Annotated in this window: 18 protein-coding genes; 8 read left to right on the plus strand and 10 right to left on the minus strand. The window is 42.6% G+C overall.

All coding sequences use genetic code 11. From position 1 onward, the window contains the following. Positions 1-339: 339 nt before the first annotated feature. From AAEZ02_RS00105 to leuA, 5 genes are all read right to left on the minus strand, one after another. Positions 340-1686 (minus strand): outer membrane protein transport protein, encoded by a 1347-nt coding sequence (locus AAEZ02_RS00105; RefSeq protein ID WP_351088196.1) that lies wholly within the window; start codon positions 1684-1686, stop codon positions 340-342. A 477-nt stretch (positions 1687-2163) separates the two neighbouring features. Then, positions 2164-2769, minus strand: coding sequence for a 3-isopropylmalate dehydratase small subunit (gene leuD, locus AAEZ02_RS00110; RefSeq protein WP_101033259.1), 606 nt, complete (start codon positions 2767-2769; stop codon positions 2164-2166). Between the two features lie 21 nt (positions 2770-2790). Beyond that, positions 2791-4191 carry a 3-isopropylmalate dehydratase large subunit gene (gene leuC / locus AAEZ02_RS00115; protein WP_124013005.1) on the minus strand — a complete coding sequence of 467 codons (1401 nt, stop codon included), beginning with the start codon at positions 4189-4191 and terminating at the stop codon, positions 2791-2793. Positions 4192-4202: 11 nt separating this feature from the next. Then, complete coding sequence (gene leuB, locus AAEZ02_RS00120; RefSeq protein ID WP_335688790.1) at positions 4203-5297, minus strand: 3-isopropylmalate dehydrogenase; 1095 nt, start codon at positions 5295-5297, stop codon at positions 4203-4205. Next, entirely contained in the window at positions 5294-6862 is a 1569-nt protein-coding gene (leuA, locus tag AAEZ02_RS00125; protein ID WP_351121510.1) for a 2-isopropylmalate synthase, read from the minus strand. Before leuA ends, leuB begins: the two co-directional genes overlap by 4 nt. Before the next feature lie 534 nt (positions 6863-7396). On the opposite strand from leuA, the gene AAEZ02_RS00130 reads away from it, so the two are divergent. Further along, positions 7397-9238: a hypothetical protein gene (locus AAEZ02_RS00130; RefSeq protein ID WP_351121513.1), complete on the plus strand. Its 1842-nt coding sequence runs from the start codon at positions 7397-7399 to the stop codon at positions 9236-9238. A 4-nt stretch (positions 9239-9242) separates the two neighbouring features. Here AAEZ02_RS00130 and recQ read toward each other — a convergent pair whose 3' ends face one another. Beyond that, complete coding sequence (gene recQ, locus AAEZ02_RS00135) at positions 9243-11090, minus strand: DNA helicase RecQ (protein WP_164839416.1); 1848 nt, start codon at positions 11088-11090, stop codon at positions 9243-9245. A gap of 201 nt (positions 11091-11291) precedes the next feature. On the opposite strand from recQ, the gene AAEZ02_RS00140 reads away from it, so the two are divergent. Together AAEZ02_RS00140 and rarD are read left to right on the plus strand one after the other, a co-directional pair. Continuing rightward, a complete protein-coding gene (locus AAEZ02_RS00140; protein WP_351121516.1) occupies positions 11292-11756 on the plus strand; it encodes a thioesterase family protein in 465 nt (154 codons plus the stop codon). 125 nt (positions 11757-11881) lie between these two features. Then, a complete protein-coding gene (gene rarD / locus AAEZ02_RS00145) occupies positions 11882-12790 on the plus strand; it encodes an EamA family transporter RarD (RefSeq protein ID WP_101033264.1) in 909 nt (302 codons plus the stop codon). Between the two features lie 123 nt (positions 12791-12913). Here rarD and argA read toward each other — a convergent pair whose 3' ends face one another. From argA to radC, 4 genes are all read right to left on the minus strand, one after another. Further along, entirely contained in the window at positions 12914-14233 is a 1320-nt protein-coding gene (argA, locus tag AAEZ02_RS00150) for an amino-acid N-acetyltransferase (protein ID WP_351121520.1), read from the minus strand. Positions 14234-14711: 478 nt separating this feature from the next. Next, positions 14712-14885, minus strand: coding sequence for a 50S ribosomal protein L33 (gene rpmG / locus AAEZ02_RS00155; RefSeq protein ID WP_011494790.1), 174 nt, complete (start codon positions 14883-14885; stop codon positions 14712-14714). Between the two features lie 6 nt (positions 14886-14891). Then, positions 14892-15128 carry a 50S ribosomal protein L28 gene (gene rpmB / locus AAEZ02_RS00160; RefSeq protein WP_101033266.1) on the minus strand — a complete coding sequence of 79 codons (237 nt, stop codon included), beginning with the start codon at positions 15126-15128 and terminating at the stop codon, positions 14892-14894. A gap of 121 nt (positions 15129-15249) precedes the next feature. Next, positions 15250-15927, minus strand: coding sequence for a RadC family protein (gene radC, locus AAEZ02_RS00165; RefSeq protein WP_101033267.1), 678 nt, complete (start codon positions 15925-15927; stop codon positions 15250-15252). A gap of 215 nt (positions 15928-16142) precedes the next feature. Here radC and coaBC point away from each other — a divergent pair, with 215 nt between their 5' ends. The 5 genes from coaBC (at position 16143) to AAEZ02_RS00190 (ending at position 22765) form a co-directional block, all read left to right on the plus strand. Next, entirely contained in the window at positions 16143-17339 is a 1197-nt protein-coding gene (gene coaBC, locus AAEZ02_RS00170; RefSeq protein ID WP_124013006.1) for a bifunctional phosphopantothenoylcysteine decarboxylase/phosphopantothenate--cysteine ligase CoaBC, read from the plus strand. Further along, on the plus strand, positions 17336-17794 hold the full coding sequence (gene dut, locus AAEZ02_RS00175; RefSeq protein WP_124012793.1) for a dUTP diphosphatase: 459 nt from the start codon (positions 17336-17338) through the stop codon (positions 17792-17794). The genes coaBC and dut overlap by 4 nt, the downstream gene beginning before the upstream one ends. 35 nt (positions 17795-17829) lie before the next feature. Next, positions 17830-18423, plus strand: a complete 594-nt coding sequence (gene slmA / locus AAEZ02_RS00180; RefSeq protein ID WP_124012794.1) for a nucleoid occlusion factor SlmA — start codon at positions 17830-17832, stop codon at positions 18421-18423. 178 nt (positions 18424-18601) lie between these two features. Continuing rightward, a complete protein-coding gene (locus tag AAEZ02_RS00185) occupies positions 18602-20554 on the plus strand; it encodes an alpha/beta hydrolase family protein (protein ID WP_233768642.1) in 1953 nt (650 codons plus the stop codon). Between the two features lie 261 nt (positions 20555-20815). Continuing rightward, complete coding sequence (locus AAEZ02_RS00190) at positions 20816-22765, plus strand: alpha/beta hydrolase family protein (RefSeq protein ID WP_351121523.1); 1950 nt, start codon at positions 20816-20818, stop codon at positions 22763-22765. The last annotated feature ends 42 nt before the right edge of the window (positions 22766-22807 follow it).

The raw sequence follows: 22807 nt of genomic DNA on the forward strand, positions 1-22807 counted from the left end.
GGCAAGCTCGCCAGAGGGCGGACTTCGTCCTACTAGATCCTAGCAGCCGCAGGCTCTCTAGCACCTAGAAGCGACCCTAGGCCGCACTATCCGTGAGCGCAGCGTTCGCTTGTTATCCGTTATCAGCTTTCCGTAAGCATAGCGCCCTATTCCTAGCACCTTAAACCTTGTCTCTTCTCGACATGCTATATACTGCATCTAGGGGTCGTTTAGACATAAACCTCATCATGATTTTAGGCTATTTAATGATGTTAGTAGCTTAACTGCATCACGTAAATAGCAGACTAAAAGGCCCCGCAATTGCGAGGCCCTTTGATCAATGATATCCAACGACATCGATTACATTTTATAGTTTAACTGCACGCCTGTTATCCAGACATCACCGGTGGCTTCACCAGTATAGCTAACAGCAGCAAGGCCTAATAGGTCTTGTGTTTCAGTAATAGGCGCATCACCGTGGGTTTTAATATACGTCACCCCTAAATCTACATTCAGATTTTTAGTCAATTGATAGCCTGTACCAACGCTGAACCATAAACGGTCAGAATCAGGGATTGTGGTGGTGCGATCTTGATCGTCAACTGCGGTTTTATCTAATGCCATACCTGCACGTAATGTCCACTGATCATTAAGGGTATAGGTAGTACCGAGCGCATAACGCCAGTTATCATTAAAGTTCTCTTCTTTTACTATGTTTGACGTTAAGTCACCGACAGGCTTAACATCTCCAGGGAAATACGCCACTAGTTGCTCAAACACATTCCATTCAGTCCAGTTTACGCTGGCATGCATTGCCCAATTTTCAGTTAACTGATGATAAGAAGCAAGTTCGGCAAAGGCAGGTAACTCAACCGGTAAATAACCTTCAATTTCGATATCTTGACCACCAGTATAAACCACGCCATCAACATGACCGTCGAGTTTAAGGTCGACGCTACTGTGGTAAGCCAAACCAATGCGGTTAGCGGAGTTAATTTGCCAGCTCGCGCCCGCTTTCCAACCATAGCCAACATCATCACCTTCCATTGACTTTAGATTCGTCCCACCCGCGGGTAAACGTGCGCTAATGCTTGCGGGTAAACTCGTTTTAATCGTATCAATCCAACCTGGCGCAGTAGCACCCACTTCACCTTCGCCGTACACCACACGAAGGCCAGCGCCTACGGTAAATGCATCATCAAGACGGTAGGCAACATTCGGGTTAAATTCGACTGTCGTAATTGAAGTTTTACTGCCAAAAATAGCCGCCGCATCCGCCACTGGAATATTGGTTTCTAAACCATAATTTGAATTGACGGCTAAACCCCAAGTCCATTGGTCATTCAACTGGTTTGAATAGTAAAAGTTTGGCACGAGTGCATTATCAGCAACATCGTAGTCATCTGCACCGATCACTAATGGCTCTGAGCCTAATAGTGGTGAAGAAATGCCAACATCACCCATCACATCCACATTTGGCATGACATAGATGCCGCCTGATGACACCTGGCGGCCTTCGAGATAAGCCAGCATCGCAGGATTACGCGCTTGAGTTGACGCATTATCTGCAATGGCGGCTTCACCAGCAAATGCACGGCCTAAACCTGTCGCTGAATATTCTGCAAGTTGGAAACCTGCCGCATTCACTTGAGTCGTTGCCCCAAATACAATGGCGCTAATCGCCAGTGTTAACACTGTTTTTTTCATTATAATTCTCTGTGTTTAGATTCAAACTGCATAAATCGGCTTATATAGAGTTAAAGCTCGACTTAAATGAAGCTGTCAGTGTACTGATCCAAAAAAGCATTGCAACAGCCGCAAGGGACTGAACAAGAAGTGAGTGATTCAATTTTAAATTGTGATCGTGATCAAACTTTTGATTTAATGATGTAAAAGACAACCCGAAAAACAGGGTAACGGTAAATCTAATGGACCTCACCTTACCAATAGTTAATTTTTTGCATTAATAAACAGTATCTTAAATAAAAACTATCGTATAACAATAAGCTTAAATGGTTAAAAATATTGGCCTAAAATAAGCCTAGCTTGTTTTTGTGTACAAAATGGTTACATAAAAGTTTTTACAATTAAAAACAAAAAAAACCTCTTCATGACAAGATGAAGAGGTTTTAATTCATTGTTTACACAATATTAACGACACACTAAACACTCAGTGATAGCCGATTATGCATACCAATCGGGTATATGAGCTTCATAGTCACTGATCTGTTGCTCAAATGACAATGTCAATCCGATAGCATCCAGACCATTGAGTAATTTATGCCTTGCAGACTCAACCATGGCAAAATCAAACACACAACCAGAGGGTGATGTGACCGTTAGCGCATGTAAATCTACTGTAATCTGCGCTCCTTCTTGGGCTGCCACTTCATCCATCAATTGTTGTACTTCAGCAGAGGTTAGCGTTACCGGTAGAAAGCCATTATTTATCGAGTTGCCGTAAAATATGTCCGCAAACGTCGGGGCAATGATGACCCTAAGACCAAAATCAGCTAATGCCCAAGGTGCATGTTCACGTGATGACCCACAACCAAAGTTTTCTTGCGCTAATAAAATAGAAGCACCTTGGTAACGAGGCTGATTGAGCACGAACTCAGGATTAGGCTGATCACCCGCATCATCTAAATAACGCCAATCATGGAACAAGTGCACCCCAAAACCGTCACGAGTCACTTTTGACAAGAACTGCTTAGGAATGATTTGATCAGTGTCAACATTGGCGCTGTTAATGGCTACCGCTAAACCGGTATGTGCTGTAAAAGCTTGCATAAAATATCCTTGTTTAGCTGATTAATAAGGTTGACGAATATCAACAAAGTGGCCCGCAACTGCTGCAGCTGCAGCCATAGCAGGGCTAACCAAATGGGTACGACTGCCACGACCTTGACGACCTTCGAAATTACGATTGCTGGTTGATGCACAGCGATCACCCGCGTCTAAACGGTCATCATTCATTGCCAAGCACATCGAACAACCTGGTAAACGCCATTCAAAACCGGCTTCAATAAAAATCTTATCTAAGCCTTCAGCTTCTGCTTGCCGTTTGACTGGGCCCGATCCCGGCACCACAATCGCCACCACGCCGTCAGCCACTTTACGATTTTTAGCCTGCGCAGCAGCAGAACGTAAATCTTCAATGCGCGAGTTAGTACAAGAACCAATAAACACTTTATTAATGCTAATGTCGGTCATTTTAGTACCCGGCGTAAGGCCGATATACTCTAACGCTTTGACCATACTCGTCCGATTGGTAATATTGGTTTCTTGTTCAGGATTAGGCACCACACCGTCAATAGCCACCACTTGACCAGGGTTAGTACCCCAGGTTAACTGCGGCGCTATATCGTTTGCGTCAAATACCACTTCAGCATCAAATACCGCATCAGCATCGGTCTTCAATTGTGACCATGTGGCAACCGCTTGCTCCCACAGCGCATCTTTAGGAGCAAACTCACGGCCTTTAAGATAGTTAAATGTGGTCTCATCAGGCGCGACCATACCGGCTTTGGCACCCATTTCGATGGCCATGTTGCACAAGGTCATTCGTCCTTCCATGGTTAATGCCTCAATGGCATCACCACAAAACTCAACCACATAACCTGTGCCGCCATCCATACCTAATTTACCAATAATGGCTAATACGATATCTTTTGCTGTTACGCCATCGGTCACTTGGCCGCGAACATCAATCTTCATGGTTTTGGCTTTTAACTGGCGTAGGGTCTGGGTGGCCAATACGTGCTCAACTTCTGAGGTGCCAATACCAAACGCCAATGCACCAAATGCACCATGGGTCGCGGTGTGCGAATCACCACACACAATAACGGATCCCGGTAGAGTAATCCCCAATTCAGGCCCCATTACATGGACAATACCTTGATTAGGATGATGAATATCATACAAACGCACGCCAAACTCTTTACAGTTTTGCGCCAGGGTTTCAACTTGAGTGCGGGCCATAGGGCTCAGTGCATCTAAACTGGCACTGCGGGTCGAGGTATTATGATCCATGGTGGCAAAGGTTTTGTGTGGTGCACGTAGTGTGCGTCCAGCCACTTTTAAGCCACTAAATGCTTGAGGTGATGTCACCTCATGCACTAAATGCCGGTCAACATACACGACGGGGGCTTCGCCTTCAGGAGAGGCGACAATGTGTGCATCCCACACTTTTTCATATAAGGTTTTACCCATAACTTGAGCCATTACACACCTTCCTTTATCGCTTGGGCAATAAAATCGCCCATTTGTGCGGTCGACTTTGCTTCACTACGTTTATCTGCTGCCATAAGTTCGCCGGTTAAATAACCACTGGCGAGTGCTTTTGTCACCGCGCGTTCAATGGCATTAGCGGCGTCTTCTTGCTTTAAGCTATGACGTAACATCAGTGCGGCAGATAAAATCTGCGCCACCGGATTAGCGATACCTTGACCAGCAATATCGGGGGCACTGCCGCCGGCCGGTTCAAATAAACCAAAGCCTTTACTGTTCATGCTTGCCGAAGACAATAGCCCCATAGAGCCGGTTAACATGGCAATTTCATCGGATAAAATATCACCAAATAAATTAGAACATAACATCACGTCAAACTCATCTGGACGACGCAATAGCTGCATAGTCGCATTATCGATGTAGATGTGTTCTAAGGTGACATCAGGGAAGTCTTTAGCCACTTCTTCTACCACTTGACGCCATAGCACTGAACAAGCCAGCACATTGGCTTTATCTACAGAAGTGACTTTGTTTTTACGTCCTCGCGCAGCTTCAAAAGCAATACGAGCAATGCGGCTAATTTCGCGGCGACTATAACGCATAGTGTCGAAGGCTTCTTCGTCGTCACCTTCACCTTGACGCCCTTTTGGCTTACCAAAGTAAATACCGCCGGTTAACTCACGTACGCACAACACATCAAAACCACGAGCTGAAATATCGCTGCGCAGTGGTGACATATGCTCTAAGCCGTCATGTAATTTGGCTGGGCGTAAATTACAAAATAGCTCAAAGTGACCACGTAACGGTAATAATGCGCCACGTTCCGGTTGATCATTGGGTGGTAAATGTTCCCACTTGGGGCCACCAACGCTGCCAAATAAAATGGCATCGGCAGCTTCACAGCCTGTTAATGTTGCATCAGGTAATGGACAACCATGGTTATCAATCGCAATGCCGCCAACATCATATTCGGTATAGTTAATATCTAATCCAAAACGCGCTTCTACCGCACTCAGCACTTTACGCGCTTCTGCCATCACTTCAGGACCGATACCATCACCCGACAAAACTGCTATTTGATAACTCATACGCCACCTAACTCCCTATTTTTATGGATCTGTTGTTTAAAATCAGCAACCTTGTCTGCGCGGTACACTAAATTCATCACATGAACTAACGCTTGGGCTGACGCCTCAACCACATCGGTGGCTAATCCGACACCGTGGAACGTCTGCTCGTTGTATTTCGCGGTAATATCAACCTGCCCTAGGGCGTTTTGGCCTTCACCTTTGGCACTTAATTTATAGTTGGTAATATTGATTTGACGACCGGTTGCCCGTGCAATGGCATTATAAGCGGCATCGACAGGTCCATTACCTGTCGATGCTTCGGTAAGATCTTTGCCATCTACCGCAATACGCACCGTCGCGGTTGCCACACTTTCAGTCGAATCTGAATGCACCATCATATGTTGTAGTTGATATTTATCATCATCTTGAGCTTGCGACTCCACGAACACTAACGCTTCTAAGTCGTAATCAAATACCTGACCTTTCTTATCTGCCAAGGTTAAAAACTGCTCGTAAAGGCTGTCCATATCATAATCGCTTGGCTGGTAACCCATTTCTTCCATGCGATGCTTAATCACATGGCGACCAGAGCGTGAAGTCATGTTCATATTATTACGATTCAAACCAATGCTTTCTGGGGTCATGATCTCATAGGTATTTTTGGCTTTTAGCATACCATCTTGATGGATACCCGATGAATGAGAAAATGCATTAGTCCCCACGATGGCCTTATTAGCTTGAATAGGCATATTACATAGTTGACTGACCAACGACGACGTACGATGTATTTCTTTGGCGTTAATACCACACTCTACATCAAGCAAATCTTTGCGTGTTGCAAGGATCATGGCAATTTCTTCTAACGAACAGTTACCGGCTCGTTCACCAATGCCATTAATAGTACATTCTACTTGGCGAGCGCCCATCTCTACTGCAGCAATCGAATTAGCAACCGACAAACCTAAATCATCATGGCAATGAACCGAAATCACCGCTTGGTCGATATTTGGCACTCGATTAAATAAGGTTTTAATAATGCCAGCAAACTCGCTTGGCACAGTATAGCCAACAGTGTCTGGAATATTAATGGTACGGGCACCGGCTTTAATTGCCGCCTCTACCATACGACACAAATTGTCGATTGGCGTGCGGCCAGCATCTTCACAGGAAAACTCAACGTCATCCGTAAAACGTCTGGCGTACTTAACCGCGTTAACGGCCATCTCTAACACATCGTCAAAAGAGCGCTTTAATTTACTTTCAACATGAATGGTCGAGGTTGAAATAAAAGTATGGATCCGAAATTGATCGGCTACCGATAAGGCTTGGGCTGCGGCATCAATGTCCTTTTCAAGTGCACGGGATAACGCGCACACTCGGCTATTTTTAATGGTTTTGGCAATGGTTTGCACCGATTTAAAATCACCAGGAGAAGACACCGGGAAACCCACTTCCATTACATCAACGCCTAAACGTTCCAGCGCCAAGGCAATTTGTAGTTTTTCTTTAACGGTTAAACTCGCTGCCAGTGCTTGCTCGCCATCACGTAGCGTAGTATCAAAAATTATAACTCTATTGGACATCGAATTTCTCCATCGACCATCATGTATCTATTTACCCAACTGCAAACAGCACAATTGGTACATTTCAAAAGGGCTAGAAACAAAAAACCCCGCGACTGTTAGCGCGGGGTTTGTGTATGCTTAATGAATTATTTTGCATGTAACACAAAGGATTCCGCGCAGGGTATGCGAGAGAGGAGAAGGAGTCCGAGTAAAAACAATTGTGTGTTCATGGCGTTAATATTCACTTTTAATAACTAAATATGCTAAATGTGCTAAATGTGTGATGCAAAAAATATGTCTATACCTAATATGTAACTCGACCAGCCTTCTGTGTCAACCCTAATTTAACCATCGTGAAAAAGATGATAGTGTACTAGTGCCTCATTACAGTTAACCAACAACGTGATCAGCCAATATTGATTCGCTTTCAATTAATGAACTTACCTCTCAAAGTACAAATAAACATCAACCTAAGTGGCTGCATCAATTATATTTTTATGTATCTCAATATAAATAATCGTATACTGCTACCACCCCATGTTAAGTAGATATATGACGATGATGTTGTCGAAAAAGAGTATTGAATATAACTTTAGTCGCATTTTTGCTTTAATCTTTGGCATCACACTATATTTAGCGACTACGGTAGTTTTTGCTCAACCAGCGCAACGTTTATTACTCTCCGGCGATATCATTGCCCAAACTCAACAACTGAGCGCTCGTGAACAGCTCGATGTGATCAACAGTATCAATTCTCAACGATCTACAGACGCAAAATCACTGATTGATTCACTTGAGCAACAACATGCTCAACAACCATTAGCCAATATCGATGCGCTACGATTAACGCTGTTACGTTGTGTTAATTTATTGGAATTTGGTGAGTTCAATCAGGCTATCACCTTGGCAAAACAAGGGGAAATAAAGGCCAGACAATTTAAGTACGACACAGCTCGTCCCTACTTCATGCAATGCCAAGCCGCAGCACATCAAAGCCTTGGCAATACACTACAAGAACAACAACTCACCGAAGAAGCGCTACGCTTGGCAAAGCGTTACTCTGAAAAGCAAGCGATTGTAAATAGCCTTTTTTTAAACAGTAGCCAAAACACCAGCCTAGAAAACTACAATCAATCGATTGAGGATTTACGCTTAGCATTAGCTATTTTTGATGAGGCTCAAGCACAGTTCCAGGATTGGTATTTGGTCCCTAAATCCTATTTACTCTCTGAAATTACTAATGTATTTTTCTCCATGGGCGATCTTGAAGAAGCATTACACTTTGCAGAACTCGCTTATAATGACCCATCTACCTTCGGTAAACTTAACTTTGCATTTGCGATTAACTTAGCCCGAATTAATATGGCACAAAAAGATAAAGCGCAAGTGTTGTATTATCTTAACAAGGCAAAAACTGAAAATAGTAAAAATACATCGGAAAAAGACTTTGCAATCGGTAATGCCTTACTGGCCAGTATTCATTTATACGTTGGTGATTATGACATCGCCGAGCAACTCGCCCACTCAAGCATCAGCCTTTTAACAAAATACCAAGAACCTATTTATGTGATGCGCATTAAGCGAACATTAGCCAAAGTGTATTTTGCACAACACAAAGACACCCTCGCCTTGTCGCTATTAAATGAGATTATTGAACAAGCTACTGAACTAAAACAATTTTATGACTTAGAAGAATTTAATCAAATAATCAGCCAATACTACGCTGAACAAAATCAATTCGAGTCGGCTTATCAATTTCAAATGCAGCGTTTTGATGCTGCTAAACAAGCAGCGGCCAAGTTAAACAATGCCCACTTTATGCAGTATAAAGCCAGAATAGCAGCACAAAGGGAAGTCAGTACAGCACCCGAAAAATCTACCAGCAACATTAATCAAAATTTGACCATTACGGCTTTAATCATTTTGTTACTGTCCGTTGGATTAGTGCTGTTTTTGGCCCGAAGACCACAACGCCTCAATGCTGATACTCAAGAAGAAAACCAGCAGCAACGTATTGATCATATGCTGAGCAATGCCAAACAAGGGCAGTATCAACTGAGTCTATTACTGATTAATATCAATCATATTAATCTCGAGGATATACCGTTTATGATCCCACGACTCAAACTCACACTGAGAGAACAAGACCAATTATTTCGTCACAACACTGACGAACTCATTATTATCCTGCCACACACCTCGTCAATGGGAGCGGCGAGAGTCGTAACCCAAATAGAACGAGTACTCAGCGAATGGAAAACGGGGATCAAAGTAAATATTGGTATGGCGAGTTTACAACAACTTGACAACTTTGACGTGCTAGTAAAAAAAGCCGTTATAAATCAATTAAACAAAATAAAACTTCAAGAGACTCCGCCTAATGATGAACATTAAATGACTAACTTTTGGTCAGATAATCAGAGATTTCATCTAAAAAATCTCCGCCAAATCGGTCAAGTTTAATCTGCCCAACCCCGTTTACCGCGAGCATCTCTCCAGGACTTGTGGGCAGCATGACACACATTTCAACCAAGGTAGCATCGTTAAAGACTAAATAAGGTGGAATGTCATTCTTTTCAGCCAGTTCACGGCGCAGTAATTTTAAACGCGCAAATAATTTACGATCATATTGCTGCGGCCCACGCGCACTGGGCTTACGTTTAACATTGATTAATTGAATTCTGGGTTCCGCTAACTTTAACGATAGCTCAGCCTTTAACACCGGCCTCGCGGCAGGATTAAGCTTAATCGCAGATCCCCGAGTAATATCCTGACTCATCAAACCTAAGTGAATTAACTGGCGGATAACACTGAGCCAAAACTCTGTTGATTTATCTTTACCAATGCCCCATGTCGATAACTTATCATGGCCTCTATCAACGATATTAGCCGCTTTAGACCCGCGTAATACTTCAATAACATGGTGGATACCAAAACGTTGCTGCAAACGATAAATACAAGAAAGCACTTTTTGTGCATCTTCAGTACCATCATATCGTTTAGGTGGGTCAAGACAGATATCACAGTTACCACAAGGCTTAGAAGCCACTTCATCAAAGTAGTTTAATAGCACTTGGCGACGACAAGTCTGCGCTTCAGCAAAGGCTGCCATGGTATGCAATTTATGAAATTCGACTTGCTGTTGAGGACCCGGTTCAGATTGCTCAATCAAATGTCTGACTCGGCCTATGTCAGCAGGGTCAAACAACATATAAGCTTCAGCGTCTAAACCATCACGACCAGCTCGGCCTGTTTCTTGGTAATAAGCTTCAATGCTTTTGGGAATATCGTAATGCACCACAAAGCGCACGTTAGACTTGTTGATCCCCATGCCAAAAGCCACGGTTGCCACCACAATATCGATTTGATCTTTTAGAAATTTATCTTGAACGTTGCCTCGATCTTGCTGGCTCAATCCAGCGTGATACGCTTGGGCATTAAACCCCTGTAGGCGTAAACGCTCAGCCACCTCATCAACTCGTCGCCGGCTGCTGCAATACACAATACCACTGGTGCCGTTTTGCACCGTTAAAAACTGACGCAGCTGATTCGCCGCATTCAGTTTTTCAGCCACGGTATAACGAATATTGGGGCGATCGAAACTCGACAGCAAAGTATAAGGTGTTACCCCTAAACGTTCGCAAATGCTTAAACGCGTGGCGTGATCTGCCGTCGCGGTTAATGCCATTAAAGGTAGGTAAGGAAAATATTCTTTTAATTGACCTAATGCAGCATATTCAGGTCTAAAATCATGGCCCCATTGACTAATGCAGTGCGCTTCATCGACGGCAAACATTGAAATATCAACTGATTGCAGACGCTCAATAAAGTCAGGACGTAACAAACGCTCTGGCGACACATACAACAGCTTAATCTCGCCGGCATGAAGCTTGCGCAACACCTCAGCACTTTGTTCGCGCGGTAAAGATGAATTGAGATAAGCTGCCGATACCCCGCTTTGCAATAAACTGTCGACTTGGTCCTTCATCAACGAAATTAATGGCGACACGACCACAGTAACGCCAGGCAACACAATAGCAGGCAATTGATAGCACATACTTTTGCCGCCACCAGTAGGCATAATCACTAAGGTATCTTGGCCTTGTAAACTTTGCTCAATGACTTCTCGCTGCCCTTCACGAAAGGCGCGATAACCAAACACTTGCTGCAAGCTTGCAGCAAGTACATCTTGCTCTGTCGTCAACACATCTGAGGACGCAATATTGGCCGAAATCGGAGTATCCATTACACTACATCATCATTCAAGGGGCACTCATTTTAAAGCACTCAGCCACAGATGTCTTGAACCAAAACACCTTTACGATGTTTTCACCCAAGATAGAAGATTGAGTCAATGTCACTTTAGGGTTAGATTAAATACTCTTTAGCAGTAAGCCGCCCCTATAAACAACAAGCATAATAATTATAAAACAGACAAGGATTGCTCATGACCACCGCTATTCAAACTCAAGTATTACAAAAAGTTGCACAAATATTCGATCAACAAGTTCCGTTTCACAACCTGCTCGGATTAGACATAAAACATTACGACATCAATGGGGTTGAAGTGGTAATAAAAATGAAGCCTGAGCTTATTGGTAATATTCATCAAAACATTTTACATGGTGGTGTCACAGCAACCTTACTCGATGTTGTCGGCGGGCTCACGGTATTTGCTGGGCTAGTTGCCAGTAAAGAAAATTGGACAATAGAGGAATTACAACAACGTTTAACCACCTTAAGCACTATCGATATGCGCGTCGACTTTCTTCGTCCGGGTCGCGGTGAAGTCTTCACTGGCACAGGCAGTGTTATCCGAGCGGGTAATCGCGTATCAGTTTGTCGGATGGAGTTACATAATGAACAAGGGGTCCACATCGCCTTCGGCACAGGGACTTATATGGTGGGATAAGCTAAACGCGCTGCCATTTAAAGCTGACAACCGGTTTATAAAAGAATTCGCTTAATCACTTGTGTCATCCAAAATGGCGACCTACAATCGCCATCTATTATTGTTCTTCCCACTGTTGACTCACTATGCCTGATTTAGAATACCGTAAAGGGGTTTTACTGGCCGTTTGCGCTTACACCATTTGGGGTGTCGCACCGCTGTATTTTAAACTTTTACATAACGTCCCCGCGACAGAAATATTAATGCACCGTGTGATTTGGTCATTTATTTTTATGATCATCATGATGCAGTTTATCGGTGGTTTTGATCGTCTGCGCCTTATTCTCAAACAACCTAAACAACTTGCGGTACTGTTTGTCACCTCGGTGCTAATTGCAGCAAATTGGCTGATTTTTATTTGGGCCGTCAACAACGACCATATGCTCGATGCCAGTCTAGGTTACTTTATTAACCCGCTGTTTAACGTATTGCTTGGGATGGTATTTTTAGGTGAGCGTCTACGTAAATTGCAATGGGTTGCGGTAGGTTTAGCCAGTACCGGAGTGCTGGTACAATTAATTTCTTTTGGCTCTATTCCACTGTTGTCATTAGCCTTGGCGGCCAGTTTTGGTTTTTATGGTTTATTACGTAAAAAAGTTAATATCGATGCTAAATCAGGATTATTGGTCGAAACGGCCATTTTATTACCTATTGCCTTAGGGTATTTACTCATCACCTTAGACAGTTCGACAACGAGCATGCTAACCAACACTCTCGACCTCAATTTACTGTTAGTCGCTGCCGGTATTATCACAACGATTCCGTTACTATGTTTTGCAGGTTCCGCTGTCAGAATTCCATTTTCGATTTTAGGTTTTTTCCAATATATTGGCCCCAGTATCATGTTCATCTTGGCGGTAAAACTCTTTAATGAACCGTTTGATATTGAAAAAGGCATTACCTTTGGCTTTATTTGGGGCGCGTTAGTTATCTTTGTTGGCGACATGATATTGCAACGTCAACGACGTAACGCCTTAGCCAAAGCGTCAGCTTGATAATTCAACATTGGTTAGTTTAAGCCACTAAAATAATTGATAATTGATAATTGACTCACAAAAATGCCAGATTACTTTATTCAGTAATCCGGCATTTTTTATGTGTTAACTGTCTTGTTACTTCTACAAATCTAACGCAAGAATTTTTGAGCGACGTTGATAGTTATACAGCTGCTTTTTCATATTCGGGAGCACATCGACATCGACAATATTAAAGCCATGCTCTAAAAACCAATGAATACTCCGAGTTGTCAGTGCAAATAAACGCGAATAACCACGAACACGGGCCTGACCAATAATATTATTTAGCAGTAAACTACCTCGGTCAGCATCACGATAATCGGGGTGCACCACCAGACACGCAAACTCACCCGCATTGTCTTCTTCAAATGGATACAATGCTGCACAGCCAATAACCAAATTGTCACGTTCAACCAACATAAACTGCTCGATTTCCATTTCAAGTTGCTCACGAGAGCGGCGCACCAAAATACCTTGCTCTTCCAAAGGCCGAATAAGATTTAAAATACCGCCGATATCGCTAATGGTTGCCCGGCGTAAACGTTCGGCGCTTTGGGTCACAATTTGAGTACCAATACCTTCGCGTGAAAATAATTCTTGTAATAATGCGCCATCTTCTAAATAGCTCACCAAATGACAACGTGGCACGCCTCGGCGACACGCTTCAACGCTGGCTTTTAAGAAAGCCATCGTCCCCACAGAAGCATGCGTATCTGTAGACATCGTCTTAAGCATTTCTTCAACTTCGTCTGGCATCAGTTCAGCAATCACGTCGCCATTTTCATCCAAAATACCGTGACCATTACTAAAACCAATAATCTTATCAGCCTTTAGCTTTATCGCGACTTGGGTCGCGACTTCTTCTGCCGTAAGGTTAAAACTTTCACCGGTAACTGAAGCCGCAATCGGTCCCATCAAGACTATGCCATTATTGTCTAATTGACGACGAAGACCCAACGCATCAATACGGCGAACCTTACCACTCAAACAGAAATCAACACCGTCTTCGATGCCTAACGGTTGCGCAATCACAAAATTGCCACTAACAAGGTTAATTTGGGCATTTTGCATTGGCGTGTTGCCTAAACACATCGACAACCTTGCGGTGATATCAAATTGAGTCGCTCCCGCAACCTGTTTGATAATTTTAAGGGTTTCATCATCAGTAATGCGTATACCGTTATGATAGGCGGGTTCAATTCCAGCAGCCTTCAACCCCTCATCAATCTGTGGCCTGGCCCCGTAAACTAATACCACCTCTATTCCAAGTGAGTGCAACATAGCCACATCATTTAAAATACCGCGAAACTGCGGATGTGCTAAAGCCTCGCCACCGAGCATGACGACAAAAGTTTTACCTCTATGTGCATTAACATAAGGAGCAGAATGACGAAATCCATCAACCAGTTCAGTGGTTCTCACAGGCAAATTCACCTCAGGATAAGTTTGATATTCATTAATAGTTATGACAAAGAACATCACATGATTTTTTATTACGTTAAAAGGAATGGTATTGCATTTTAATTCACTTTTAAAGCATTTTATTTCACTTTTAATAAAATATAGTGTGTCACTTTAGTGTGAAAAAATCATGACAGCCAAAAAGTTAACTCATTTTAGCCGCTAATAGCCCTTTACGCATTTTTTATATCGATTGGGTTACATTTTTACATCAAAATATTAACGAAATAGCAGGTTACCAATGTTGAGGACCCAATCAAAATAGAATGATTTTATGATGAGCACATTAGATCAACGCTGTAAATTAGCACAACTTGGGATAATAAACGCTTATCAAACATTTTTGTGGCCAGTCTAAGGTGTTATTCAGTATAGACTATTTTTAAACGGCCATAAAAAAAGCCCCTATTAAGGGGCTTTTTTAAGAATCAAAAATCAATTACTTGATTTTAGCTTCTTTGTACATAACGTGCTGACGAATGACTGGATCAAATTTCTTGATTTCCATTTTTTCAGGCATGTTACGCTTGTTCTTTTCAGTAGTGTAGAAGTGACCAGTTTTAGCACTAGATACTAATTTGATCTTCTCACGATTACCTTTAGATTTAGCCATTTTCTATTATACCTTCTCGCCACTGGCACGAAGTTCAGCAACAACTACTTCAATACCTTTTTTGTCGATAATACGAATACCTTTAGTAGATACACGTAATTGCACGAAACGCTTTTCTTCTTCTAACCAAAAACGATGGTTTTGTAGGTTAGGTAAAAAACGACGACGAGTCGAATTTTTTGCGTGCGAACGGTTGTTACCAACCATTGGCTTCTTGCCAGTTACTTGGCATACTCTTGACATGTCAATCTTCTCCAAAACAATTTTTTAACGCTCGAGCATTAATGTGCCTCGTATGGCCGTCGCCCGAGGCACAAAGAGGGCGCATTTTATACACGATTGACCATATAAGATCAAGCAGTGTTTATACTATCCACCCTCGCTCAGCAAAGGAGACTATCTCCTGATCACCTACAACCATATGATCTAACAAAGAAACATCTATGGTTGCCAATGCATTTTTTATTCGCTCAGTTATTCGCCGATCAGCCTGACTTGGCTCTGCGATGCCAGACGGGTGATTGTGACACACTATTACTGCCGCTGCTTTTTTCTCCAAAACAAGGCTTACAACCTCGCGAGGATAAACAGAAGCGGAATCGATGGTGCCACGAAATAATTCTACAAATTGAATGACTCTATGTTGGGTATCCAACAATAGTAAGGCGAACACTTCATAGGATCGGTCGCCTAATTGTCTCATTAAATAGTCCCGAGTTAAATCAGGATTTGTCAAAATTTGCCCTCTTTGTAGATTTTCATGGGCAATTCGCTTAGAAATCTCGGCCGCGGCCTGTAATTGAGCGTATTTTACCGGTCCAACGCCAGCTAATTTACACACTTGGCTTTTCGATGCACTCAGCAAACTGCGCAAACCACCAAACTGACTGATCATCTCTCGGGCTAAATCCACCGCATTTTGCCCCGCCAGACCATTACGCAATAACACCGCAAGCAATTCTGCATCAGACAAATGTCCAGCGCCTTTGAGCAGTAACTTGTCTCGAGGTCCTTCTCCTTGAGGCCAATCTTTAATTCCCATGAATGTCCCTTATATTCAATGTGGCGATTTAATTGCACGCATTAACTCGACGCTATACCCGATGACCACACCCACAACGGCTGGTTATCTTTTTCAACAACAGAGTTCGAATTAATGACTACAGTATGGTTGATATTTTTGAGATTGGATCTGCGCCACTTGTCATAGGTTTGTGATATTGTTAGCCGTAATTAGATTTGAGTCGGATAATGTGCATCATGCTGACAAATAAAAAAGTATTACTCGGAATTGGTGGCGGCATTGCCGCCTATAAAAGCGCGGACCTTATTCGCCGTTTAAAAGAGCGTGGCGCGGATGTGCGAGTCATTATGACTCAAAGCGCCATGGCGTTTATCACCCCGTTAACCATACAAGCGCTTTCTGGCAACCCAGTGGCCTCTGACTTGCTTGATCCCGCAGCAGAAGCGGCTATGGGTCATATCGAACTCGCTCGTTGGGCTGAGGTGGTATTAATTGCTCCAGCAACAGCAAACATAATCGCGCGGATCAATGCCGGTATGGCTAATGACTTATTAACCACAACCTGCTTAGCCACCAGTGCGCCTGTCATTGTATGCCCAGCGATGAATCAACAGATGTACCAAAATATTGCCACCCAAGAGAACATGGCCAATTTAGTCCGTAAAGGCCTGATAATTTGGCACCCAGCATCGGGTAGCCAAGCCTGCGGTGAAGTCGGCCCCGGCAGAATGCAAGAGCCCGTGGTGATGGCAGAACAACTGGTACAATTTTTTGGTCCTAAAACACTTCAAGGTCATCAACTACTCATTACTGCCGGGCCAACGCGCGAAGCGATAGACCCTGTGCGTTATATTTCCAACCACAGCTCAGGGAAAATGGGTTTTGCCTTAGCCCAAGCCGCAGCAGAAATGGGCGCCAGCGTAACATTAGTGTCTGGTCCAGTTAACTTGGCAACCCCAGCAGGTGTGACTCGTATTAACGTTGATTCTGCACAGCAAATGCTTAACGCAGTGATGGAACAGGTTGAGCAGCATGATATTTTTATCGGCTGCGCCGCAGTAGCGGATTATCGAATTGCCGATATAGCAGAGCAGAAAATCAAAAAATCAGCCGACAAAATGCAGCTTGCACTAGTACGTAATCCTGATATCTTAGCCACGGTTGCCGAGCACACACCTCGACCTTTTACTGTCGGTTTTGCAGCAGAAACTAACGATGTGGAGCAATACGCTCGCGGTAAATTACAACGCAAAAAGCTCGATATGATTGCCGCTAACGATGTTTCTATTCAAGGCTTAGGCTTTAATGCCGATAGCAATGCACTACAGGTATTTTGGCAACACGGCAGCCAACAACTACCAGCAACAGACAAACTAACACTGGCGCGCCAATTACTCTCATTAATAGAAAAACAATTAAAAAAATCATGAAAACACCCATTGAACTAAAAATTCTCGACTCGCGTATTGGCAGTGAATTTCCATTGCCAGCCTACGCAACTCCCGGTAGCGCAGGCATGGACTTACGTGCCATGACCGACACCACTATGGTGATTGAACCTGGCCAAACGGTATTAATTCCAACGGGTATTGCCATTCATGTGGCCGACCCAAGCCTTGCCGCGGTTATCTTGCCACGCTCAGGTATGGGTCATAAACATGGCATCGTTTTGGGTAATTTAGTGGGCTTAATTGACTCCGATTACCAAGGACCATTAATGGTGTCATGTTGGAACCGAAGTGATAAACCATTCACGCTCGAAATAGGCGATCGTTTAGCCCAATTGATGTTTGTACCCGTGGTACAGGCAACATTTACCTTAGTGGATGAGTTTAATCGCTCAGATCGTGGAGAAGGCGGATTTGGTCACTCAGGAACCAAATAATCTTTTCTAGTAGTCACTGAGCCAAGGAACAGATAATGGCTGAAAGCCCTAAAATGAATCGTCGTGAGCATATTTTACAATGCTTAGCAAAAATGCTCGAAAGCAGCCCAGGCCAACGTATTACCACAGCTAAACTTGCTGCCGAAGTCGGTGTATCAGAAGCGGCACTGTATCGTCATTTCCCCAGTAAAGCGCGAATGTTCGAAGGCTTAATCGAGTTTATTGAAGACGCTATTTTGTCACGCCTCAATATCATCATGGACGAAGAAAAAGACACCATGGCCCGCTGCCAATTGGTACTGCAGCTGTTATTGGTGTTTTCTGAACGTAATCCTGGTATTTCACGCGTATTAAATGGCGATGCTCTGCTGGGTGAAAACGAACGTTTACGTAGCCGAATCGATGTGCTATTTGCCAAAATTGAAACCCAAATAAAACAAATTCTGCGCGAAAAAACTTTACGCGAAGGCGTAGGCTTTAACCTCGACGAAGCCGTTCTCGCCAACCTATTACTGGCCTTTGTAGAAGGGCGTATTTCACAGTTTGTTCGCAGCGAATTTAAACAAAAACCAACGCTCCACTTTGATGAGCAATGGACCTTTATTCAGCAGCAATTATTAAGAAGTTAATATCGCATAGATAAAGGATCTAGTTCGGTCCTTTTTCGGCCAATGCTACTGACTCTTCCTTTACCCTTAAACCGTATCAAATCGAATATTTATACCACATAAAAACAAAGTAAGAACGAAGTAAGATCGAATGATTAAACAAGGATGTCTCATGATTTTCACCAAATACCTAACCATTATGTTACTTGTCTGTGGTGGCCTATTCACCCATGCATTTGCTGCAGAAAGTCTTTCCACTGCACAGCTATTTAGCCGAGGGGCTGAATTTAGCAATGTAAAAATATCTCCAACAGGCGAATATATTAGTGCAATAACCAAGCACAATGGCAAAGACAAACTACTGATATTAAATGCTAAAACAAAACAAATACATCACGCGATATTTTTCCCTAGCAATGCCCAAGTGGGTGATTACGCTTGGGTAAATAATGAACGAATCGTCTTGCAAAAAGAATACTTAAAAGGTTGGAGTGACGTACCGCTGTATTATGGTGAGCTAATGGCTGTTAATGCCGATGGATCAAGAGCAACTTACCTTTTTGGTTTTAATAGCGGCGAGCAACAAACTGGCTCACATCTGAAAAAAAATACCCCGATAAGAGCAACTGCTTTTATTTTAGATCCCCTCCCCGATGACGACCGCTATATGCTCGTCAATGCAATCCCATGGAATGAGTCTAATTCTTTAAACTATGAATTATCACAAACTGTATACCGTGTAAATTTATACAAAGGGTTCCGCAGAAAAGTCACCACTTCGCCTATAGGTTACTCTCGATTTTTAACCGATCATGATGGTGAAGTACGCTTTGTTGTAGGCGAAGATGAAAACAACATAACAAAAGTATTTTATCGTCAAGACCGCGAATGGCTTAACACCGATAAGCTCAAACTCAATTTAGATGATTTCTACCCAATATCTTTTGCCGAAAATAAAAACAGTATTTATGCAGCTGCTCGGGTAAAAGGCGAAACCTTAGGGATTTATGAAATCAATCTAGAAACAGGTGAAAAAACACAAATTATTAAAGATGACAAAAGTGATCCCAGTAATTACTGGATAAACCAAACGACCAAAAAACTCTATGCAGTTGAATTTGAAAATGGTTATCCGTCTTACGCTTTCGTCAATCCAGAAGACAGTCATTCAAAATTGCTAAAACAGTTGCTCGCATCATTACCTGGCCATCAAGTTCGTATCGTTAGCGAAACTCGTCATTCAGAAAAACTCATCGTGGTGGCATTTAACGATCGGAATCCTGGTGATTATTATATATTTGATACCGAGGCGCTCACACTCCAACACTTAGCCTCTGCCAAGAAATGGCTCGACCCAGCGCGAATGTCAGAAGTGAAGCCAATTAGTTTTACCAGCCGAGACGGTAAAATAATTAACGGTTATTTAACATTACCTTATGGTAAAGAAGCGACAAACCTCCCTCTTGTGGTCAACCCCCATGGTGGTCCGCATGGAATAAGAGATGAATGGGGATTTAATACTCAAAACCAAATGCTAGCAAATCAAGGGATGGCGGTATTACAAGTCAATTTCCGTGGTTCAGGTGGTTTTGGACAAAATTTTGAACAAGCTGGATTCCAAAAATGGGGTTCAGAAGTACAATATGACATTCTCGACGCCACTCATTACGTCATTGAGCAAGGTTATGTAGATAAAAACCGTATCTGTATTTCTGGTGGTAGTTTTGGGGGTTATAGTGCATTGCAAAGCGCAATACTTGAACCAGATCTGTTCAAATGCGCTATCGGTTTTGCAGGGATTTATAATTTAGAGTTAATGTTCGATGAAGGAGATATTGCAAGTAGTGCTTCGGGAACTAGTTACCTTAAAAATGTTTTAGGTCAAAATAGTGAAGTACTAAGAGCGATGTCTCCCTCAGAGAATGTAGATAAGCTTAAAGCAAACTTGCTTCTAGTACATGGCGGTGACGATGAACGAGCGCCCATTGAACAGCTAGAATCATTAGAAAAAGCCCTTAAAGCACGTGATTATCCCTATGAAAAACTGGTGATGGATGATGAAGGCCATGGTTTCTACAATGATGACAATCGTGCCCAATATTATGAAAAAATGCTTCTATTCCTTAAAAAGAACCTAAACATTAAATCGTAATGAGCTAATAAATATTATTTCAACAAGCCGAGACTCAGTTAACGGGGGGGTCGGCTTTTTTGTGCCTGTTTTATGACTTTCAAGCAAATTCTACTGCGCAAAGAGGCCAATAAAATGGGTATTAACATAAATTAAAAGTCGTAATATACGTTCATATTCTACCTCATTTCAATGAATAAATAGTGAGTACGTATTGCTCTGATCACTTGAATTAAATACAATACCGTTACACTTTTAACATTTATTACACGGATTGTAGTCATGCTGCGTATTTTATATCTCACTTGCTGTTTGCTTATTCTTTTTACCTCTCACACTTTTGCTAGTCCTCAGATCAAAAATTTTAGTGCTGATTCCGAATTCTCTGAAGTCAAAATATCACCCGATGGTAAACACCTTGGCGTTATTTTAATTGAAGCTGAAAAGCGCACCCTATTAATCCTAAACCTTGAAACCATGAAGCCGACTAATGCAGTCAAATTTAGTGGTGATGAAGAAGTTGGTAGTTACTATTGGGTGAATAATGAGCGGATTGTATTACAAAAACTCTATAAGCACGCACAACGTGAGGTTTCTGATTATTACGGGGAGTTACTGGCGGTAAATTATGACGGCAGCAAATCTAAGTACCTGTTCGGTTATAATGGCGGTTCCTCAACTGGCACAAGCATTTCCAGTAATGAAACTATCCGAGCAAGCGCATTTGTCTTAGACACGTTAAAAGATGATGATAAATATATCTATGTTATGGCATATCCTTGGAATGGCCTTAACTATTCTTACACCCTTGTATACCGCGTCAATGTCTATTCCGGTAAACGCAAACGCCTTACCACGTCACCTATCGCCAATGCAGGTTTCCTGGTTGATAATAAAGAAGACGTTCGCTTTAGCTTTGCACGAGATAACAAAAACGATGATCAGCTCTTCTACTATGAAAATGGTGAATGGGTTGATGCTGAAAGAATTAAAGGCGGACTAACGGATTTCTACCCTATTTCGTTCACCGAAGACAACAAATCAATTTATGCTATTGCACATGGTGAAGGCGCTACTCAGGCGATTTATGAAGTAGAACTTGCAACGGCGAAACATAAAAAAATCATCCAACATGATGTTGTTGACCCATTTATAACTTGGATTAGCGAACAAACAAACTCACTCTACGCGGTAGAGTTTGAAAACGGTTACCCAGAATACCAATTTGTCGATACCGAAAGTGCTAAAGCCAAAGCATTGCAGCAGCTTATGGCAGCAATTCCTGATCATCGTATTCGTATCGTAAGCGAAACCATCGACGGTAACACACTCATCGTTGCGGCAATGAATGATAAAAATTCGGGTGACTACTATCTGTTTGATCGTAAAAAACTCAAACTCAAATTCCTGTTTGCTGGAAATGCAGCACTTGACCCAAGCGAGATGTCCGAAGTACGCCCCATCAGTTTCACAAATCGTGACGGTGTAACGATCCATGGTTATTTAACCCTTCCAAGTGGCATTAAAGATCATAAAAATATGCCACTTGTAGTTAACCCTCATGGTGGCCCGCACGGTCCACGCGACTTATGGGTATTTAATCCAGAAAATCAATTACTCGCACAAAATGGAATAGCGGTATTACAAGTTAACTTCCGAGGTTCAGGTGGATACGGTAAAGCGTTTGAGGAGTCAGGCTACCTCGCATGGGGAAGTAAAATTCAATATGACATTATCGACGCAACTCAATATGTTATTGACCAAGGTTATGTAGATAAAGATAGAGTGTGTATTTCTGGTGGTAGTTTTGGCGGATATTCAGCACTAATCAGCCCGATGTTAGCACCCGATATGTTCAAATGCGCCATTGGTGTTGCCGGAGTATACGACTTAGAACAAATGTATAACACAGGCGATATTCCAGACTCTTATGGTGGGGAAGCATTTTTAAAAGAAGTGCTCGGTACAAATACCCAACAACTACAGACAATGTCGCCAACCCACAATGTCAGCAAGCTCAAGGCCAAAGTGTTATTAATTCATGGTGAAGAAGATGAACGTGCACCCATAGAGCAATTTGAAGCAATGGAAAAAGCCTTAAATCAAGCCAATTACCCATTCCAAAAAGAAATCTGGGAAAAAGAAGGTCATGGCTTCTACAATGCCGAAAATCGCGCTAAATATTATGAAATAATGCTTAAATTCATCAAAGAGAATCTAAACGTTAAATAGTCATAGCCAAAGCGTTTACACCTCAAAAAGCCGATACCCGAC

Origin of the sequence: Shewanella sp. T24-MNA-CIBAN-0130 (assembly GCF_040310185.1) — a bacterium.
GTDB lineage: Bacteria > Pseudomonadota > Gammaproteobacteria > Enterobacterales > Shewanellaceae > Shewanella > Shewanella psychromarinicola.

What these genes read in the sequence shown, in the direction of transcription:
- rpmB (WP_101033266.1), bottom strand. Translation starts at nt 15,128, where the DNA reads ATGTCAAGAGTATGCCAAGTAACTGGCAAGAAGCCAATGGTTGGTAAC.
- AAEZ02_RS00105 (WP_351088196.1), bottom strand. Translation starts at nt 1,686, where the DNA reads ATGAAAAAAACAGTGTTAACACTGGCGATTAGCGCCATTGTATTTGGG.
- leuA (WP_351121510.1), bottom strand. Translation starts at nt 6,862, where the DNA reads ATGTCCAATAGAGTTATAATTTTTGATACTACGCTACGTGATGGCGAG.
- radC (WP_101033267.1), bottom strand. Translation starts at nt 15,927, where the DNA reads ATGGGAATTAAAGATTGGCCTCAAGGAGAAGGACCTCGAGACAAGTTA.
- AAEZ02_RS00130 (WP_351121513.1), top strand. Translation starts at nt 7,397, where the DNA reads ATGACGATGATGTTGTCGAAAAAGAGTATTGAATATAACTTTAGTCGC.
- recQ (WP_164839416.1), bottom strand. Translation starts at nt 11,090, where the DNA reads ATGGATACTCCGATTTCGGCCAATATTGCGTCCTCAGATGTGTTGACG.
- AAEZ02_RS00185 (WP_233768642.1), top strand. Translation starts at nt 18,602, where the DNA reads ATGTTACTTGTCTGTGGTGGCCTATTCACCCATGCATTTGCTGCAGAA.
- dut (WP_124012793.1), top strand. Translation starts at nt 17,336, where the DNA reads ATGAAAACACCCATTGAACTAAAAATTCTCGACTCGCGTATTGGCAGT.
- leuD (WP_101033259.1), bottom strand. Translation starts at nt 2,769, where the DNA reads ATGCAAGCTTTTACAGCACATACCGGTTTAGCGGTAGCCATTAACAGC.
- rarD (WP_101033264.1), top strand. Translation starts at nt 11,882, where the DNA reads ATGCCTGATTTAGAATACCGTAAAGGGGTTTTACTGGCCGTTTGCGCT.
- AAEZ02_RS00190 (WP_351121523.1), top strand. Translation starts at nt 20,816, where the DNA reads ATGCTGCGTATTTTATATCTCACTTGCTGTTTGCTTATTCTTTTTACC.
- leuB (WP_335688790.1), bottom strand. Translation starts at nt 5,297, where the DNA reads ATGAGTTATCAAATAGCAGTTTTGTCGGGTGATGGTATCGGTCCTGAA.
- rpmG (WP_011494790.1), bottom strand. Translation starts at nt 14,885, where the DNA reads ATGGCTAAATCTAAAGGTAATCGTGAGAAGATCAAATTAGTATCTAGT.
- leuC (WP_124013005.1), bottom strand. Translation starts at nt 4,191, where the DNA reads ATGGGTAAAACCTTATATGAAAAAGTGTGGGATGCACACATTGTCGCC.
- slmA (WP_124012794.1), top strand. Translation starts at nt 17,830, where the DNA reads ATGGCTGAAAGCCCTAAAATGAATCGTCGTGAGCATATTTTACAATGC.
- AAEZ02_RS00140 (WP_351121516.1), top strand. Translation starts at nt 11,292, where the DNA reads ATGACCACCGCTATTCAAACTCAAGTATTACAAAAAGTTGCACAAATA.